This is a genomic window from Streptomyces sp. NPDC088794 (assembly GCF_044750545.1).
Lineage (GTDB): Bacteria > Actinomycetota > Actinomycetes > Streptomycetales > Streptomycetaceae > Streptomyces.
In genome coordinates this window covers 871431-888321 of sequence record NZ_JBIVKB010000002.1, presented here as the reverse complement: position 1 = coordinate 888321, position 16891 = coordinate 871431, and the positions used below count along the sequence as shown (strand labels likewise).

Here is a 16891-nt window from a genome sequence, read left to right as displayed (position 1 = left end):
GGAAGACCTGGACGGACGCCCACGACCTCACGGCAGGCACCGAGCTTCGTCAGCCGGACGGTACGACGGTCGTCGTTCGGGGGGTGCGCAATTTCCATCAGCAGAGCACTACGTACGACCTCACCGTTGGCACCCTCCATACGTACTATGTGCTGGCGGGTGCCACTCCGGTCCCTGTCCACAACTGTGGAACTTCCTCGGATGACCGCGGAGGAATGAATTTCACGGACAATGGGCGGCATGAAGTATACGATGCCGACTTGGAGAAGAATGACGAAGTCCTCAAGTGTGAATCGGCGAAGGCTGTTGCGCAATGGGACGATGAACTCCGAGAGTTCCTGGATCCGGAGGAATAGCCGTGACCGAGCCGAATGAGCGTCCCACCTCCGCGAGTGGTGCCAAGTTGTTCAAGGTTGCCTTTGATCTCGAGGTGGAGCGGCCTAACTGGCCTCCTGTGTCGGTCGAGCGACTCTGGGGAGAGAAGACGGACGTCAAGTTCGAGATCCGTGTAGTGAATACTCCTTTCTTTGTTCGTGGAATCGCGTTTGGTGACCTCATTCAGGTTCGCCCTGACAATGAACGACGCGACCTTGTATTTGAGAAGTTCACGCAAGAATCTGGGCATTCCACTGTGCGCGTCATCATCATGCGGGAAGACTCGCGTGAGAGGGTAGAGATCAAACTTCGAGAATCTGGGTGCGGTTGGGAATTGGCACGCGGCTTCGACAACTATTTGGCTGTTGATATTCCCCCGACGGTTGAATATCGGGAGATGCGTGATTGGCTCCAGGGGCGGTTCGCTGCCGGGGAAATCGAGATCCAAGAGAGTGCAATCTCAAAGGTGCACCAACGGCAACTGCCTCGATTTCCGTAGGTATCCGATGAGGTAGGTGCGACGCGGGTGTCGGAGCGGTCGTGCATCTGCCGACTGCCGCGCGTCGAGAAGGCGTCTCGACCTCCTCGACGAGCGGCAACCTGGTCGACACCGCCTACCCTCCGCGGTCGGTCTGACCGCGGAGGCGGTCGGCGGCTACTTCAGATGCCGGGCGAAGAACTCCGCCGCCGCGTCCCCGGCGAACCCCGGAACCCCGGTGTGGCCGCCCATGTTCGCGTGCAACGTCTTCTCCTTCGAGCCGAAGGCGTCGAACAGGTCCAGGGCTGCCTGGCGGTCGTTCCCCTCGTCGTCCCACTGGAGCAGGACGTGCAGCGGGATGGTGACCTGGCGGGCCTCCTCAAGGATGACGCGCGGCACGAAACTGCCCGCGAACAGCACCGCCGCCGAGATGCGCGGTTCCACCACCGCCAGCCTGGTGCCGATGGCGATCACTCCCCCCGAGTAGCCGACCGGGCCGTCGATCTCGGGCAGCGCAAGCAGCGCGTCCAGGGTGGTTCGCCATTCCGGGACCGACTGTTCGACCAGCGGGAGGACGAGGCGGTCCACGATGTCGTCGGTGACTGGTTCGCCGGCCTGCAGTGCGCGGCGCATGTCGGTGCGGGCCTGTTCAGCGGCGGGGAGACGGGGTCGGTCACCGCTGCCGGGGAGTTCGATGGTGGCCGAGGCGTAGCCCTGGGACGCGGAGTGCCGGGCCCGGCCCACCAGTCGGGCGTACATCTTGGGCAGTCCGCCGGGGTGGCCGAGCAGGATCAGCGGTGCCGGTGTGGATGCCGACGCGGAGGCAGGCGTCCACAGGGTGCCGGGGATCTCGCCGAGGGTGAAGTCGCGTTCCAGGACGCCGTCTTCGAGGTGTCGTTCGGAGGTGAAGTGCATGGTCGTGCCCTTTCGGGAGTGCGCAGAACGGCGCTCCCGGACGACCTATCGCCCGACCGTGACCCCGGAGGAGAGCACCCACGTCGATACTGTGATCACGGGTACCACCTCCTCGTTCTCTCGCACGGCCTCCGGAAAAGTAGCAGGGGGTGCCGTGGGCCGCCAACGGGTTTTGCGGAGGCGCCGGGTGGCGGTCAAGGTCGGCTGCCGGCCCATTCGCCGATCCGTGCCGCCTCCGCCTCCGGCTCGGGTGTCGGCTCTGTCTCGAGCGCCTCGGCATCCTCGAAGTGTTCCCCCGGCGGGGTGGCGTAGCCGGCGTACTCCACCGGGCGTCGTTCGGTGCGGTTGAGGAGGAGGCGGGTGACGTCGGGGCGGGCGTAGTGGCCGACCGGGTCGGCGGCGGCCTTGGCGAACGGGATCGCGGTCAGGTCGATGTCGGCGTACAGGATGCCCTCGGTGTCCTCGGGCAGCGGGTCGGCCAGGGGGCGGCCGTCGGGGCCGTAGATCCGGGCGAAGCCGCCGCCGGGCTGGAGCAGTTGCTGCTTGACGGGGGTGTCGCAGAACAGGTCGATGGCTGTCTCGCCGACCACGGCGCACGGGGCGAGGACGAAGACCTGGCCCTCGGCGGCGTAGATCTGGGAGGCGGCGGTGTTGACCTCCGGGCCGAGCGCGTAAGCCGCCCCCTTGTACACCGAGAAGCTGGGCCAGGCGGCCACGTGCACCTGCTCGTGCTGGCTGAACATGGCGTACTTGGTGAGCGGTTGGAGGTGCTCCCAGCAGCACAGGGCACCTACGCGGCCGAGTTCGGTGTCGTGGACCACCAGGTCGGAGCCGTCGCCCTCCCCGAACATGGTGCGTTCCACGTGGGTGGGCTTGAGCTTGCGGCGGGCCCCGACGAGCTTGCCGTCGGCGGAGATGAGCGCCTGGCCCATGTACAGGCTGCCGCCGCCGCGTTCGCTGAATCCGAGGGCCACCGCGATGGAGTTCGCGCGTGCGGCGTCGAGGAGGCGGTGGAAGCGCGGGCCTTCCAGGGTGAGGGAGTTCTCGTGGTAGCGGCCGACGAACTGCATGCCAGCGGCGGGGGAGTCCAGCCACAGCCACCAGGGGTAGCCGGGGACGAAGGTCTCGGGGAACGCGATGAGTTGCGCCCCCGCACGGGCCGCCTCCTCGATCAGGCCGATGCTCTTGTCGATCGTGGCGTCGGCGTCGAGCCATACCGGCTCGGCCTGGACGGCGGCCGCCTTGAACGCCCCTGTGTACTCGACCATGGTCAACTCTCCTCTGTTGTCAGGTGGTTGGGGACAGCGGCAGGAAGCCGGTGCGCGGGTCGCAGTTGATGTACTCGGCTGTCACCGAGCCGCTCGGCAGTACGGAGACCTCGTGCCAGAAGGCGACGTCCAGCGGGCCGTCGCCGCCGCCGACCATCCGGAAGAAACTGGCGTAGATGTCCAGATGCGTGCGGTGCGACCGGCACCAGGTCATCAGGTGTTCGAGCGAGGCGAACCAGGCGATGGTGCAGGCGCGGTCGAGCGGCGAGCCGTCGGCCGCCTCCTCGGTGAGGTTGCGGGCGGCGATACAGCCGGATCCGGCGTTCTCCGCCAGGAAGTCGACGCCCCGGTCCTTGACCGGTTTGACGTCGGCCAAATACGTCTCGCGGTAGAGCGTGCTGGCCGACCAGTCCTGGGCGGTGCGGATCAGCGCCACGTTTCCCGGTACGTCGACGCCGACGCGGCGGCCACGGGTCTCCCGGGCGGCGGGATCCTGCGGTTCGAAGGTCGGCAGCTCGGTCTCCAGCGCCTCGGTGGCCGACGCCGTGATGCGGTCACGGGCTGCGCCCCAGTAGTCGTGCACCTGCGTCTCGGGGAGTTCGAGGGCGCCGGACTGCGAAAGACCGCTGGTCGCGTAGTCCTCACTGCGGTGGGTGTGCAGTGTCTCGTTCCGCTCGACGGGGATCACCGACTCCTCGCGCCAGTGCCCGACCGGGCCCTGCACGGGCAGGCCGTCCCAGGTGGCGCGGACGGCCTCCGACTCCCGCCAGCGCCGGTGGCGACTCGGGTCGTACCAGTACGCCAGCAACGCGACGTTGTGCGCTCCGGCGGTGTCGTAGAACGATCCGCGGTCGACCAGGTCGGGTCCGTCCGGCCCGGTGAACAGCGCGGCGAGGCCCGCCGCGCCCCGCTCGGCCTCCTCCCGGGTCGGCGCCTGGCAGCCGTACTGCGCGAAGACGAAGGCGTCCGTGCCCTGCGGGAACCGGGCGCTGTAGGCGGTGAAACGAGGGGTGTGCCCCGGCGGGGCCGTTCTCGGCATGGCGCGCTCCTTCGACGAATTCGACGAACTGGACGAACTGTCCGTGACTCGAAGCGTGGGCCGCCCGGCGGCCGCGACTTGACCGCCGGCGCACCGGAACTTGCCCGAGAGGGAACTCGCGGGTTCGCGGGATCCGGGGTCGTAGGTTCGCGGGCCGGTGGGTCACAAAACCGATACGCGCACGTGACCTCGGAGAAGCGCTGGGCGAGGCTATATAGGACGAGCACATCGGTCATCCGGTGGAGGAGGCGCCGTGAGCCTTGTCCTTTCCACGGACTCCGTGCCCGCGGGCGAGCGGCGGGCCTACTGGCACGATGCCGTCTGGCGCACGTTCGTGCCCCTGGACGTCTCCACCCCGAAGGACCCCGCGGACGCGCCCTTCTCCGGAGCGGTCAGGACCGACCGCCTCGGCCACCTCCAGATCTCCACCGTGGACGCCGACCCGGAGCGGGTCTTCCGTACTCCGCGGCTGATCGCCCGGGACAGCGCCGAGTACATGCTCATCGGCCTGCAGGGGTACGGCCCCGCCGTCATCACCCAGGACGGCCGGGACGCCGTTCTGCGGCCGGGTGACTTCGCCTTCTACGACACGACCCGGCCGTACACGCTGAGCTTCCCCGACCGCTTCCAGATGAAGGTCTTCCAGCTGCCGCGACAGGCGCTCGGACTCCGGGAGTCCGACCTGCGGCGCATCACCGGCATCACCCTCCGCGGCGACGAGGGACCGGCCGCCCTGGTGGCCCCCTTCCTGGCCGGTCTCGCCGCCGGAGCCACCTCCTGCCGCCCCCCGGTCGGCGACATGCTCGCGCGCAACGCCGTGGACCTGCTCACCACCCTCATCGCCGAGCACCTCGGCCGGGACACCGCCGATACGGACGCCGCCCACCGTGCCCTGCTGGTGCGGATCCGGGCCTACATCGACCACCACCTCGCCGATCCCGACCTCTCGCCGGAGTCGATCGCCGCTGCCCACCGCATCTCCGTCCGCTACCTGCACCGGCTCTTCCAGGACGAAGGCCCCACCGTCAGCCGCTGGATCCAGCACCGCCGCCTGGAGGAATGCCGGCGCGAACTGAGCCGCCCCGGCCGAATGAGCCCGACCGTGACCGCCGTCGCCCACCGCTGGGGCTTCGCCAACCCCGCGCACTTCAGCCGGGTGTTCCGGGCGGCGTACGGGATGTCCCCGCGGGAGTGGCAGGGCAGGAGTGGCGGGGGCTGACACGTCGGCCGGCGCCGCCCAGTTCCACGACGTACCGCCAATGCGACCGGCAACCGTCAAGTGGCGGGAAGCAGGGGGCCGTTGCCGGTAGCGTCCCGTATCGACCGGGTCAATTGGGTCAATCGGGTCAATGGGCGTGGAAAACGATCAATGATCGTGGAAGTCGGATCACGGGGGCGGGAGCACATGACAAACCAGCCGGTATTCGTCCTGGGCGACGAACTACAGGCCCTGGAGCGGGCTGAGTTCGAGACCGAGGCGGAGTTCCAGGAGCTGCTCGCGCGTCATCCACGGGTGCTGGACTTCGGCTCGCTGGCCGATGGCCGACCGCTGCGGTTGGTGCTGGTGGCCCGGGAGATGGGGGTGCCGACGGGCACGGACAGTGCCCCGGCGTACTGGCTGGATCATCTCTTCGTCGACGCCGACGGCGTACCGACCCTGGTCGAGGTCAAGCGGGCCACGGACACCCGCATCCGGCGCGCGGTCGTCGGCCAGATGCTCGACTACGCGGCGAACGCCGCCCGTTACTGGCCGGCCGCACTGCTCCGGCGTTCCTTCGAGGACACCTGCGCCAAGGACGGCCGGTCGCCGGCGGAGGCGTACGGGGAACTCCTCGGCGACCAGGGCGACCGGTCCGCGGAGGAGTTCTGGACGACGGTCGAGGAGCGGCTGGCCGCCGGGCAGATGCGGCTGCTGTTCGTCGCCGACCAGATTCCGCTGGAGCTGCGGGCGATCGTCGAATTTCTGAACCGGCAGCTGCGGCAGACCGAGGTGTACGCGGTCGAGTTGACCCAGTACCGCGGTGGCGGCGACCTCCGCGTCCTCGTCCCCCGCGTGCACGGCGAGGTCGCCACCGCGGCGAAGTCCCCCTCGGGCCAGCGCACCACGCAGCGGACCACCCGCGCCGACATGGACGAGGCGATCGCGTCGCGCCCCGACCCGGACGTACGGCGGACCGCGACCGCCCTGCTCGATCACGCGGCGGCCGCGGGACGGCTGGAGTGCGGTACGGCCAAGTACCGGAGCATGCGCATCTATTACCGCGTCTCCGGACGGGACGTACCGGTCGCGACGCTCTCCCTGCGCGAGGACCCGGCGAAGGACGACCTCTCCTTCGCCTTCGGCTCGATCACCTATCACCTCGGTCATGAGCGGGCGGCGGCGTTCGCCGCGTCCCTGCCGACGCTCCCCGGCCTGGCGGAGAGGCTGGAGGCGCTGCCGGCGAAGGGCTACAACGGCTGGCCGTCCGTCCTGCTGACCGCCCTCGCCGCCGAGCCCACCGCCGTCGAGGAAATCCTCTCCGCGATTCAGCAACTCATCGACGGTCAGGAGTCGTCCGTCTGATCGTGTGCGCAGAACGGCGCCGACCACTTCCTACGGCGCAGCCGTCCTCATCGGCGCCCCCGTCAGCGCAGCGCCCTCCCGTCCGCGTGCAGCGGTGCCGACAGGCGGATGGTGATGAACTCGTCGTTGTCCGGCTGTCCTGGCGTGCGGGCCGAGGAGAACGGGAAGTTGTTGTCGTTCAGGACGGCCAGCGTGCGGTCGTCGAGGAGGACGACGTCCTCGATCGTCTGGAACGGGAAGCGGAACGTCGTACCGAAACCGCCCAGGCCCTTGGGGTTGGCGAGGTTCAGCAGGTCGGCGACCAGGGTCTTGTCGACCACTCCGTCGCCGTCGCGGTCACGGGTGTCGACCAGGTAGAGCCGCTTGAACTTGGCGGTGTCGCCCTGTCCGCCGTCGCGCTCGATGACCAGGAAGCGCTGCTTGTCGACGGCTATGGCGTCGCCGATCGCATTGTCGGTGGACTCCAGGCGGTACACGAAGCGCTTGCCGGTGTAGCTGCCCTTGCGTACGTCGAACTCGCTGAAGCGCAGGTCACCGGGGGTGTCGCCGACGACCGTGCCCTCGGTGAGCGGGTAGAGGTGACGGCCGTCGACGCCTCGGACCAGGCCCTCGAAACCCTTGCTGCTGTTGAGGGTGGGCTGGGCGCCGTTCAGGTACGGGTTCTCCGGCGCCTGTACGCCCGCCAGCGGGATCGGCGCCTGGAGCAGGCGGCCGGACTTGGAGAAGTGCAGCAGGAAGGGGCCGAACTCGTCTCCCGTCCAGTACGTGCCGTCGGCGGTCCGCACGATCGACTCGACGTCGAAGTCGGCGCCGGTGAGCACCCGGTCGGCCCGCGTCAGCGGGAACGCGACGCGGTGGTCCGGGTCGCTCAGGTCGAACCCGCCGACCACGGTGACCTTGCCGGTGCGGGTGTCCGGCTTGACGCGGTGGACCCGGAGCAGGAAGTCGGCGCTGTTGGCCTTGTTGCCGTAGCCGTTGTCGGACAGCACGTCGTAGGTGCCGTCGTGCCGGTTCACGGCACCGCTGAAGCCCTGCACGGGCTGGTGGGCGAACGGCGCCGTGACCCCGTTGAACGGGCCCGTGCCGATGGCGGAGCCGGACGGCTCGCTGCCCGGTACGAAGGTCGCCGCGGGCAGGGAGGCGAAGCCGGTCAGGGTGGCCTGGCCGTATGTGGGCCGGCCGTACGTGGCCCGGTCATGCTCCGTGGGCTCTCGGTCAGCCATCGCGGGGGAGGCGAGGCCGAGGGTCAGCGCCGTGGCGGTGACCATGATCGAAAGTCTTCTCATGGCGCGCACAGTAGGGATACAGGGTGACGGGGGCGCCAACGGCGGGCGACCGGTCAGTGCCCCGGCTCCGGTTCACGTGTTCTCGACGGCACCAAAAGGGCGAGGCCCGAAGACCCCGCCCGCTACAACCGAAAAACCCTCGCTCAGGGCCACACCAAGCAGTACGGCTGATGCCCCGCCTCGTGCAGGCGGTGGCTGAAGTCCTGCCATTCGTGCAGCAGTTGGTACACGTTGAACGCGTCCCGCGGACCGCCCCGGTCCGGGACCGTCGACCAGATGAAGGCCGCCGCGCCGACCGCTTCCTCGCCTATGCCGCGCAGCGGGTCGACGACGGTCATCGGGAGTTTGACCACGGCGTAGTCGGGGTGGAGGACGACCAGTTCCAGCGGCGGCACCTTGTTGAGGGGGACGCCCTCGATGCCGGTCAGGACCATCGCCGCCATCGTCTCCGGCTTGATCTTGGTGAACATGCCGTTCATCCCGAGCTCGTCGCCGCCCAGTTCCTCGGGGCGCATCGAGATCGGGACACGGGCCGCGGTCGCACCGTCCGGCGCGCCGAAGTACTTGTACGTCACCCCCACCCGACCACCATTCCTGCTCCCCGCCCTGAGGCGCTCACTGTGTGCCTGACGTGCGTCCGGCAGACGTGCTTCGTTCGAATCCTCCGCCTCGCGTCGGTGCTTTCCCCCTCGGGCACGTCGAGGACCCAGGTCGTCGGTCCCCTCGCCCAGTCCGCCACCGCGATGCATATCTCCACCCGACTGCTTTTCTAGGACGCGTGGCCCCCGCCGCGCAACCCGATCATCGTGTCAGTGACCTCCCCCACGGCCGCTCGCCGAAACGTGCGTTGAAACACCTGTCCGCAGGATCTTCGCAGCCCCCGTACACGATGGCATCTGTGAGCTGTGTGTATCACGTTCCAGTCTCGCAGATGGTCCGGGGGCGGTGGCCTGCCGATGGTCGGGGCATGGTCGGCCGATGGCCGAATAGTGGCCCAAGGGTGGCGGACCGGATCGTCGATCAGGTGGCCTGGCCTGCGGTGCGCGGGCGCGCCCCCGAGGCCCCACGCCCCCTGGCCTACCCTGAGGAGGCCACAGGCAAGCGGAGTCCGTGAAGTCGGAGAAAGACGGAGAAGGTCGGAGAAGTCGCAGGTCATGAGCGAACTGCCCTATTCATACGAAGCGCCTGTCTCACAGGCCCTGTTCGACCGTGCGGCCGTCGTCACACCGGGCGGCGTGAACTCGCCGGTGCGCGCCTTCCGCGCCGTCGGCGGCACGCCCCGGTTCATGGTGTCCGGTACCGGTCCGTACCTGACGGACGCGGACGGGCGGGAGTACGTCGACCTCGTGTGCTCCTGGGGGCCCATGATCCTCGGGCACTCGCACCCCGAGGTGATCGCCGCCGTGCAGCGGGCCGTCTCGCGCGGCACCTCCTTCGGCACGCCCGGTGAGGGCGAGGTCGCGCTCGCCGAGGAGATCGTCGCCCGGGTGGAGCCGGTGGAGCAGGTCCGTCTCGTGAGCAGCGGGACCGAGGCGACCATGAGCGCCATCCGGCTCGCTCGCGGGTTCACCCAGCGGGCCAAGGTCATCAAGTTCGCCGGGTGTTACCACGGTCACGTCGACTCGCTGCTCGCCGCGGCCGGGAGCGGGGTCGCGACCTTCGCCCTGCCCGACACCCCCGGCGTCACCGGTGCCCAGGCCGCCGACACCATCGTGCTGCCGTACAACGACCTCGAAGCCGTCAACGAGGCCTTCCACCGGCACCCCGGCGAGATCGCCTGTGTGATCACCGAGGCCTCGCCCGGCAACATGGGCGTCGTCCCGCCGAAGCCCGGCTTCAACCAGGGGCTGAAGGACGCGTGCGCGAAGAACGGCGCGCTGTTCATCTCCGACGAGGTCATGACCGGGTTCCGGACCAGTCGGAGCGGGTGGTTCGGGATCGACGGTGTCCGGCCCGATCTCATGACCTTCGGGAAGGTGATGGGCGGTGGGTTTCCCGCCGCCGCCTTCGGAGGGCGGGAGGACGTCATGGCGCGGCTCGCGCCCGCCGGGCCCGTCTACCAGGCCGGCACCCTCTCCGGAAATCCCGTCGCCACCGCGGCCGGCCTCGCGCAGTTGCGGCTCCTCGACGACGCGGCCTACGTCAAGGTCGACGCCGTGTCCGAGCAGATCCAGGCGCTCGTGACCGAGGCGCTCAGCAAGGAAGGCGTCGCGCACCGCGTGCAGAACGCCTCCAACATGTTCTCCGTCTTCTTCGTGGACCGTTCGGTGCGCGACTACGAGGACGCCAAGGCGCAGGAGTCCTTCCGCTTCACCGCCTTCTTCCACTCGATGCTGGCGCAGGGCGTCTATCTGCCGCCCTCGTCCTTCGAGTCCTGGTTCGTGTCCACGGCCCACGACGAGCGAGCCGTGCAGCGCATCGCCGACGCCCTCCCGGCGGCGGCCCGAGCGGCGGCGGAGGCCACCTCAGCATGAGCGACAGCAACAACACGGCCGGCAGCGACCTCACCGTCGTACACCTGATGCGGCACGGCGAGGTCGCCAACCCCGACGGGGTGCTCTACGGGCGGCTGCCCGGGTACCACCTGTCCGAGCTCGGGCGGCAGATGGCCGACCGGGTCGCCGAGCATCTCGCGCCGCGCGATGTGACGTACGTCGTCGCCTCGCCGCTGGAGCGGGCGCAGGAGACGGCGACGCCGATCGCCAAGGCGCACGGGCTCGACCTCGCGACCGACGAGCGGCTCATCGAGGCCGACAACGTCTTCCAGGGCAAGACGTTCGGGGTCGGGGACGGGGCGCTGCGCAAGCCCGAGAACTGGAAGCACCTGGTCAACCCGTTCCGGCCGTCGTGGGGTGAGCCCTACGTCGACCAGGTGGTGCGGATGATGGGCGCGCTGGACGCCGCCAAGGACCGGGCGCGCGGGCACGAGGCCGTCGTCGTCAGCCACCAGCTGCCGATCTGGATCGTGCGGTCGTACGTCGAGAAGCGGCGGTTGTGGCACGACCCGCGCAAGCGGCAGTGCACGCTCGCCTCGCTGACGACCTTCACCTACCAGGGCGACAAGATCGTGTCCGTCGGCTACAGCGAGCCGGCCCGCGACCTCGTCCCGGCCCATCTCCTGGCCGGCGCCAAGCCGGTGAAGGGGAAGAGCAAGGCCTTCGGCGCCTGAACCCTCACCGCGACCCGGGTACGTACGGAATGCCCTTTGCGTTCCATCACACGCCCGTGACATTTGTTTCGGAACGCGGATCGTCCACTCCGAACTTTCCCGTCCGACGCGTCCTCTCACAGGTTGACCACAGAGGACGCGACGGATGGGGAAGCAATGTCGAATCTCACGCGACGGGGAATGCTCGGGGTCGGTGCGGGCGCGGTGGCCACACTGGGACTCGCGGGATGCGGCTCGGTGACGTCGGACCCCTTCAGTCCCTCCGGCGGTGCCGGCGGGACCAAGAACAGCGGCACCAAGAAGCCGACGACCCACCCCGTCCGCCCTCTCGGTGACGGCTCGACCTCCTTCACCGGCAAGCAGCCCCACCAGCCGGCCAAGCCCGAGCCGTTGGAGCCCGGCCAGACCCCGCCCCAGTTCGTGATCTTCTCCTGGGACGGCGCCGGCGAGGTCGGCAACGGCCTCTTCCCGCGCTTCCTCGACCTCGCCAAGCAGCACGGCGCGTCGATGACCTTCTTCCTCTCCGGCCTGTATCTGCTGCCCGAGTCGAAGAAGCGTCTCTACAACCCGCCGAACAACCCGCAGGGCGCCTCCGACATCGGCTACCTCACCGACGAGCACGTCAAGGCCACGCTGACCAACGTCCGCCGCGCCTGGCTCGAAGGGAACGAGATCGGCACCCACTTCAACGGCCACTTCTGCGGCGGCAACGGCACCGTCGGCAACTGGACGCCCCAGCAGTGGAAGAGCGAGATAGACCAGGCGAAGTCGTTCGTGAAGGAGTGGCGCACCAACAGCGGGTGGACCGACCTGCCGAGCCTGCCCTTCGACTACGAGAAGGAGCTCGTCGGCGGTCGTACGCCCTGTCTGCTCGGTCAGGACAACCTGCTGCCCACCGCCAAGGCACTCGGCTGGCGCTACGACGCCTCCTCGCCCGGCGGCCGCCAGGTCTGGCCGCAGAAGAAGCAGGGCGTCTGGGACCTCCCGTTGCAGGCCGTCCCGTTCCCCGGGCACAGCTTCGAGGTCCTGTCGATGGACTACAACATGCTCGCCAACCAGTCCGTCAACTCGACCAACGCGCCCGCCTACAACTACCCGGGCTGGCGCACCCAGGCCGCGCAGGCGTACATATCGGGCTTCAAGCGGGCCTACGAGAGCAACCGCGCGCCCTTCTTCATCGGCAACCACTTCGAGCAGTGGAACGGCGGCATCTACATGGACGCCGTCGAGGAGGCGTTCAAGCACATCGCCCGGGAGAAGGAGAAGGGCGAGGACGTACGCATGGTCTCCTTCCGGCAGTTCGCCGACTGGATGGACGTGCAGAAGCCGGAGGTGCTGGAGCAGCTGCGCACTCTCGATGTCGGGCAGGCGCCGGCCAGTGGCTGGAAGAACTTCATCACCGCTCCCTCGGGCACCCCGTCCTCGAACAAGGCCGCCTGAAATGCGGGTTTCCGCCCGCAAGGCGCCTGTGAGGGGGGTGGGCAAGATCCCCAGAACGGGCATGCGAAACTTTTCACATGAGTGCCGCCAGCCGCGTCCCCCAGTGCTCGAACCGTAGCCGTGCCACCGCGATCGGCGCTGTGGCCGCAGCTGCCGCGCTGACCCTGTCCGCGTGCGGTTCCGGCGGCACCTCCGGCGGAGGCGGTGACACCAACTTCGTCATGGGCAAGGACGGCATCTCCACCGCCGAGCAGGGCAAGCGGGCCGACGCGCCCGACCTATCCGGCAAGACCGTCGACGGCAAGCAGCTCGACGTCGCCTCCTACAAGGGCAAGATCGTCGTACTGAACCTGTGGGGCTCCTGGTGTGCCCCCTGTCGTGCCGAGGCGCCGAACCTGGAGAAGGTCTACCAGGACCTCCAGACCAAGGGCGTCGCCTTCGTCGGCATCAACACCCGCGACCCCTCGACCTCCAACGCCATCGCCTTCGAGAAGCAGCACGGCATCACCTTCCCCAGCCTGTACGACCCGACGGGCAAGCTGATGCTCCGCTTCAAGAAGGGCACCCTCAACCCGCAGGCCATCCCCACCACGCTCATCCTGGACCGGGAAGGGAAGATCGCCGCCCGCTCGCTGGCCGCGCTCAGCGAGGACAAGCTGCGCAAGATGATCGCCCCGGTCCTCGCGGAGAAGTGACGTGAGCGCGGTCACCTCGGGCGCGAGCGCGGTCACCACGCTCGCCGCGACCGGATACAACGGCACGGTGCTCAACGGCGCCCTCCTCGTCGCCCTGCCCGTCGCCCTGCTGGGCGGGCTCGTCTCCTTCTTCTCGCCGTGCGTCCTGCCGCTGGTCCCCGGTTATCTGTCGTACGTCACCGGCGTCACCGGCACCGACCTCGCCGAGGCCCGGCGCGGTCGGATGGTCGCCGGCGCCTCCCTGTTCGTCCTCGGCTTCACCGCCGTGTTCGTCTCCAGCGGCGCCCTGTTCGGCTACTTCGGCGACACTCTCCAGGACAACAAGGGCGTCCTGTCGAAGGTGTTGGGCTCGCTCATGATCCTCATGGGCGTCTTCTTCATGGGCCTGATGCCCTGGATGACCCAGCGCGAGTTCCGCTTCCACCGGCGGCCCGTGGCCGGTCTGGCCGGCGCCCCGCTGCTCGGCGCGCTGTTCGGCATCGGCTGGACGCCCTGCATCGGTCCGACCCTCGCCTCCGTGCTCGCGCTGTCCTCGCAGCAGTCGAGCGCCGGCCGCGGCGCCATACTGACCGTCGCCTACTGTCTCGGCCTCGGCGTGCCCTTCGTGCTCGCCGCGGTCGCCTTCCGCAAGGCGCTGGGCGCCTTCGGCTGGGTCAAGCGCCACTATGTCTGGGTGATGCGGATCGGCGGCACGATGATGATCGTGACCGGTCTGCTGCTGCTCACCGGCGCCTGGGACAGCCTCGTGCAGGACATGCAGTCCTGGTCCGCCGGCTTCACTGTGGGGATCTGATCGATGAGCACGCCTTCCAAGACCCGGTCCGGCGCGAACCCCGAGCGCCCCGACGAGGACCTCGGCGCCGCCGGCTCCCAGCTGTCCACCGCGCCCAAGGAGGAGCTGCCCAACCTGCCCTCCCTCGGCGTCATCGGCTGGGCCCGCTGGTTCTGGCGCCAGCTCACCTCGATGCGGGTCGCGCTGCTGCTGCTCCTGCTGGTGTCGCTCGGCGCGATCCCCGGCTCGCTGATCCCGCAGAGCGGCACCGACGAGACCAAGGTCGCCGACTTCCGCAAGGCGCACACCTTCGTCGCGCCGATCTACGACCGGCTCGGGCTCTTCCACGTCTACAGCTCGGTGTGGTTCTCCGCGATCTACATCCTGCTGTTCGTCTCCCTCATCGGCTGCATCATCCCGCGCACCTGGCAGTTCGTCGGCCAGCTGCGCGGCCGGCCGCCGGGCGCGCCCAAGCGGCTGACCCGGCTGCCCGCCTACACCACCTGGCACACCCAGGCCGAGCCCGAGCAGGTCCGCGAGGCCGCGCTCACCCTGCTGAAGAAGCGCCGCTTCCGCGCCCACCTCGCCGGTGACGCCGTCGCCGCCGAGAAGGGCTATCTGCGCGAGATCGGCAACCTCGCCTTCCACGTCGCCCTCATCGTGATGCTGACCGCCTTCGCCTGGGGCCAGCTCTTCAAGTCCGAGGGCAACAAACTCGTCGTCGAGGGCGACGGCTTCTCCAACACCCTCATCTCCTACGACGACTTCAAGTCCGGCAACCTCTTCAGCTCCGACGACCTGGTGCCGTTCAGCTTCAACCTGGACAAGTTCACCGGCACCTACGAGACCAGCGGCCCCAACAAGGGCACCCCGCGCACCTACCAGGCGGCCATCACCTACAGCGAGGGCGCCTACGGCAAGGACCGCAAGACGCTCGTCAAGGTCAACGAACCGCTGACCATCGGCGACGCCAAGGTCTACCTCACCGCCCACGGCTACGCCCCCGTCATCACCGTCCGCGACGGCAAGGGCAAGGTCGTCTACAACGACGCCGTGGCCATGCTCCCGCTCGACTCCAACGTCACCTCCACCGGTGTGATCAAGGTCCTCGACGGCTACAGGAACGCCAAGGGCGTCACCGAGCAACTGGGCGTCTCCGCCTTCCTCCTGCCCACCTACACCAAGGGCAACGAGACGGCCTCGACCTTCCCGGCGCTGAACAACCCGGTGCTGAACCTGACGCCGTACCACGGCGACCTCGGCATCGACTCCGGTATCCCGCAGAGCGTGTACCAGCTCGACAAGTCGCACGTGAAGGAGTTCAAGGACGCCAAGGGCGCCCAGCTCCGGGAGAACCTGAAGCCCGGCGAGACCATGCAACTCCCGGGCGGCGCCGGGTCGATCACCTACACGGGCACCAAGCAGTGGGCCAACTTCCAGGTCGTCCAGCAGCCCGGCACCGACTGGGCGCTCGCCGCCGCCCTCACCGCGATCTTCGGCCTCGCCGCCTCCCTGTTCATCCAGCGCCGCCGGGTCTGGGTGCGGGCCGTGCCGGGCCCCGACGGCGGCACCGTCGTCGAGATGGCCGGCCTCGGCCGCAGCGAGTCCGCCAAGCTGCCCGAGGAGCTCGGCGACCTCGCCGGGATCCTGTACGACCGGACGCCGGGCCCGCCCGAGCCCCCGTCCGGCGACGGCGACAAGGCCGTCGCCGACTCCGCAGACCGACAAGACCCCACCACCCCCGAACCCGAAGCCGTACCTGCCGAAGGGGCTGAGACGTGACTCTCGCCGCCGGAACCGAGTTGGCCACCGCGACCAACGAACACCTCGCGAACCTCAGCAACACGCTGATCTACTCCGCGATGGCCGTCTACACCCTGGCCTTCTTCGCGTACATCGCCGAATGGCTCTTCGGCAGCCGCAGCCGGGTCGGCCGCACGGCCGCCGCGCTCACGCCGGAGGCCAAGGCCGCCGCCAAGGGCCGCCCGGCCGTGACCGTGCAACAGGCCGGCGGCACCGCCGTGCTGGAGCGGCCCACCGTCGTCGTACGCTCCGAGGCCGGTGCGCGGGACGTGCCGGACGGGCCCGGGGCGCACGGCGGGGACGCGCAGGGCGATCTCTACGGACGTATCGCCGTATCGCTCACCGTGCTCGCGTTCCTGATCCAGCTCACCGGGGTGATCGCCCGCGCGGCCTCGGTGGAGCGGGCGCCGTGGGGCAACATGTACGAGTTCAACATCACGTTCTCCACCGTCGCCGTGGCCGTGTACCTCACGCTGCTCGCGCTGAAGAAGAACGTCCGCTGGCTCGGCCTGTTCCTGATCACGACGGTCCTCCTCGATCTCGGCATCGCCGTCACTGTCTTGTACACCGCCAGCGACCAGTTGGTTCCCGCCCTTCACTCGTACTGGCTGTACATCCACGTCTCCACCGCCATCCTGTGCGGCGCGGTGTTCTACGTGGGCGCGGTCGGCACGGTCCTCTACCTCTTCAAGGACTCCTACGAGACCAAGCTGGAGAACGGCGGCAAGCCCGGCACCTTCGCCACCTCCGTCATGGAGCGGCTGCCCGCGTCCTCGTCCCTGGACAAGTTCTCCTACCGCGTCAACGCGGCCGTCTTCCCGCTGTGGACGTTCACGATCATCGCGGGCGCGATCTGGGCCGAGTCCGCGTGGGGCCGCTACTGGGGCTGGGACCCCAAGGAGACCTGGGCGTTCATCACCTGGGTCGCCTACGCCTGCTACCTGCACGCCCGCGCCACGGCCGGCTGGAAGGGCCGCAAGGCCGCGTACCTCGCGCTGATCGCGTTCGGCTGCTGGCTGTTCAACTACTACGGCGTCAACATCTTCGTCTCCGGCAAGCACTCGTACGCGGGGGTGTGAGCCGGGGAG

The 16891-nt window shown here is 68.9% G+C and carries 15 protein-coding genes; 10 read left to right on the top strand and 5 right to left on the bottom strand.

Features of this window, described 5'->3' with window-relative positions; all coding sequences use genetic code 11:
- Nucleotides 1–358 precede the first annotated feature (358 nt).
- Complete coding sequence (locus tag ACIP6U_RS08720) at nucleotides 359–874, top strand: DUF4265 domain-containing protein (RefSeq protein WP_401714341.1); 516 nt, start codon at nucleotides 359–361, stop codon at nucleotides 872–874.
- Nucleotides 875–1030: 156 nt separating this feature from the next.
- On the opposite strand, the gene ACIP6U_RS08715 is transcribed toward ACIP6U_RS08720, so the two are convergent.
- The 3 genes from ACIP6U_RS08715 to ACIP6U_RS08705 all read right to left on the bottom strand — a co-directional run bounded on the left by ACIP6U_RS08715 (nucleotide 1031) and on the right by ACIP6U_RS08705 (nucleotide 4075).
- A complete protein-coding gene (locus tag ACIP6U_RS08715) occupies nucleotides 1031–1768 on the bottom strand; it encodes a dienelactone hydrolase family protein (protein WP_401714340.1) in 738 nt (245 codons plus the stop codon).
- A gap of 194 nt (nucleotides 1769–1962) precedes the next feature.
- A complete protein-coding gene (locus ACIP6U_RS08710) occupies nucleotides 1963–3036 on the bottom strand; it encodes a carbon-nitrogen hydrolase family protein (RefSeq protein ID WP_401714339.1) in 1074 nt (357 codons plus the stop codon).
- A 19-nt stretch (nucleotides 3037–3055) separates the two neighbouring features.
- A complete protein-coding gene (locus ACIP6U_RS08705) occupies nucleotides 3056–4075 on the bottom strand; it encodes a phenylacetaldoxime dehydratase family protein (RefSeq protein WP_401714338.1) in 1020 nt (339 codons plus the stop codon).
- A 253-nt stretch (nucleotides 4076–4328) separates the two neighbouring features.
- On the opposite strand from ACIP6U_RS08705, the gene ACIP6U_RS08700 reads away from it, so the two are divergent.
- Nucleotides 4329–5294, top strand: coding sequence for a helix-turn-helix domain-containing protein (locus ACIP6U_RS08700; RefSeq protein WP_401714337.1), 966 nt, complete (start codon nucleotides 4329–4331; stop codon nucleotides 5292–5294).
- A 186-nt stretch (nucleotides 5295–5480) separates the two neighbouring features.
- Nucleotides 5481–6638, top strand: coding sequence for a hypothetical protein (locus tag ACIP6U_RS08695; RefSeq protein ID WP_401714336.1), 1158 nt, complete (start codon nucleotides 5481–5483; stop codon nucleotides 6636–6638).
- A 62-nt stretch (nucleotides 6639–6700) separates the two neighbouring features.
- On the opposite strand, the gene ACIP6U_RS08690 is transcribed toward ACIP6U_RS08695, so the two are convergent.
- Nucleotides 6701–7924, bottom strand: coding sequence for an esterase-like activity of phytase family protein (locus ACIP6U_RS08690; RefSeq protein ID WP_401714335.1), 1224 nt, complete (start codon nucleotides 7922–7924; stop codon nucleotides 6701–6703).
- 143 nt (nucleotides 7925–8067) lie between these two features.
- Entirely contained in the window at nucleotides 8068–8505 is a 438-nt protein-coding gene (locus ACIP6U_RS08685) for a hypothetical protein (RefSeq protein ID WP_019061278.1), read from the bottom strand.
- A 573-nt stretch (nucleotides 8506–9078) separates the two neighbouring features.
- Here ACIP6U_RS08685 and hemL point away from each other — a divergent pair.
- The 7 genes from hemL (at nucleotide 9079) to ccsB (ending at nucleotide 16882) form a co-directional block, all read left to right on the top strand.
- Nucleotides 9079–10398 carry a glutamate-1-semialdehyde 2,1-aminomutase gene (hemL, locus tag ACIP6U_RS08680; RefSeq protein ID WP_401714334.1) on the top strand — a complete coding sequence of 440 codons (1320 nt, stop codon included), beginning with the start codon at nucleotides 9079–9081 and terminating at the stop codon, nucleotides 10396–10398.
- Complete coding sequence (locus tag ACIP6U_RS08675; protein WP_401714333.1) at nucleotides 10395–11093, top strand: histidine phosphatase family protein; 699 nt, start codon at nucleotides 10395–10397, stop codon at nucleotides 11091–11093. The genes hemL and ACIP6U_RS08675 overlap by 4 nt, the downstream gene beginning before the upstream one ends.
- Before the next feature lie 156 nt (nucleotides 11094–11249).
- Entirely contained in the window at nucleotides 11250–12533 is a 1284-nt protein-coding gene (locus ACIP6U_RS08670; protein WP_401714332.1) for a hypothetical protein, read from the top strand.
- Between the two features lie 77 nt (nucleotides 12534–12610).
- Nucleotides 12611–13228 carry a TlpA family protein disulfide reductase gene (locus ACIP6U_RS08665; protein ID WP_401714331.1) on the top strand — a complete coding sequence of 206 codons (618 nt, stop codon included), beginning with the start codon at nucleotides 12611–12613 and terminating at the stop codon, nucleotides 13226–13228.
- A 1-nt stretch (nucleotide 13229) separates the two neighbouring features.
- A complete protein-coding gene (locus ACIP6U_RS08660) occupies nucleotides 13230–14021 on the top strand; it encodes a cytochrome c biogenesis CcdA family protein (protein ID WP_401714330.1) in 792 nt (263 codons plus the stop codon).
- Between the two features lie 3 nt (nucleotides 14022–14024).
- A complete protein-coding gene (locus ACIP6U_RS08655; RefSeq protein ID WP_401714329.1) occupies nucleotides 14025–15782 on the top strand; it encodes a cytochrome c biogenesis protein ResB in 1758 nt (585 codons plus the stop codon).
- Nucleotides 15779–16882 (top strand): c-type cytochrome biogenesis protein CcsB, encoded by a 1104-nt coding sequence (gene ccsB / locus ACIP6U_RS08650; protein WP_401714328.1) that lies wholly within the window; start codon nucleotides 15779–15781, stop codon nucleotides 16880–16882. The genes ACIP6U_RS08655 and ccsB overlap by 4 nt, the downstream gene beginning before the upstream one ends.
- Nucleotides 16883–16891: the final 9 nt, after the last annotated feature.

Excerpts from the sequence above, each read along its gene's own strand:
- ACIP6U_RS08715 (WP_401714340.1), bottom strand. The coding sequence starts at position 1,768 with ATGCACTTCACCTCCGAACGACACCTCGAAGACGGCGTCCTGGAACGC.
- ACIP6U_RS08710 (WP_401714339.1), bottom strand. The coding sequence starts at position 3,036 with ATGGTCGAGTACACAGGGGCGTTCAAGGCGGCCGCCGTCCAGGCCGAG.
- ACIP6U_RS08705 (WP_401714338.1), bottom strand. The coding sequence starts at position 4,075 with ATGCCGAGAACGGCCCCGCCGGGGCACACCCCTCGTTTCACCGCCTAC.
- ACIP6U_RS08695 (WP_401714336.1), top strand. The coding sequence starts at position 5,481 with ATGACAAACCAGCCGGTATTCGTCCTGGGCGACGAACTACAGGCCCTG.
- ACIP6U_RS08690 (WP_401714335.1), bottom strand. The coding sequence starts at position 7,924 with ATGAGAAGACTTTCGATCATGGTCACCGCCACGGCGCTGACCCTCGGC.
- hemL (WP_401714334.1), top strand. The coding sequence starts at position 9,079 with ATGAGCGAACTGCCCTATTCATACGAAGCGCCTGTCTCACAGGCCCTG.
- ACIP6U_RS08675 (WP_401714333.1), top strand. The coding sequence starts at position 10,395 with ATGAGCGACAGCAACAACACGGCCGGCAGCGACCTCACCGTCGTACAC.
- ACIP6U_RS08670 (WP_401714332.1), top strand. The coding sequence starts at position 11,250 with ATGTCGAATCTCACGCGACGGGGAATGCTCGGGGTCGGTGCGGGCGCG.
- ACIP6U_RS08665 (WP_401714331.1), top strand. The coding sequence starts at position 12,611 with ATGAGTGCCGCCAGCCGCGTCCCCCAGTGCTCGAACCGTAGCCGTGCC.
- ACIP6U_RS08655 (WP_401714329.1), top strand. The coding sequence starts at position 14,025 with ATGAGCACGCCTTCCAAGACCCGGTCCGGCGCGAACCCCGAGCGCCCC.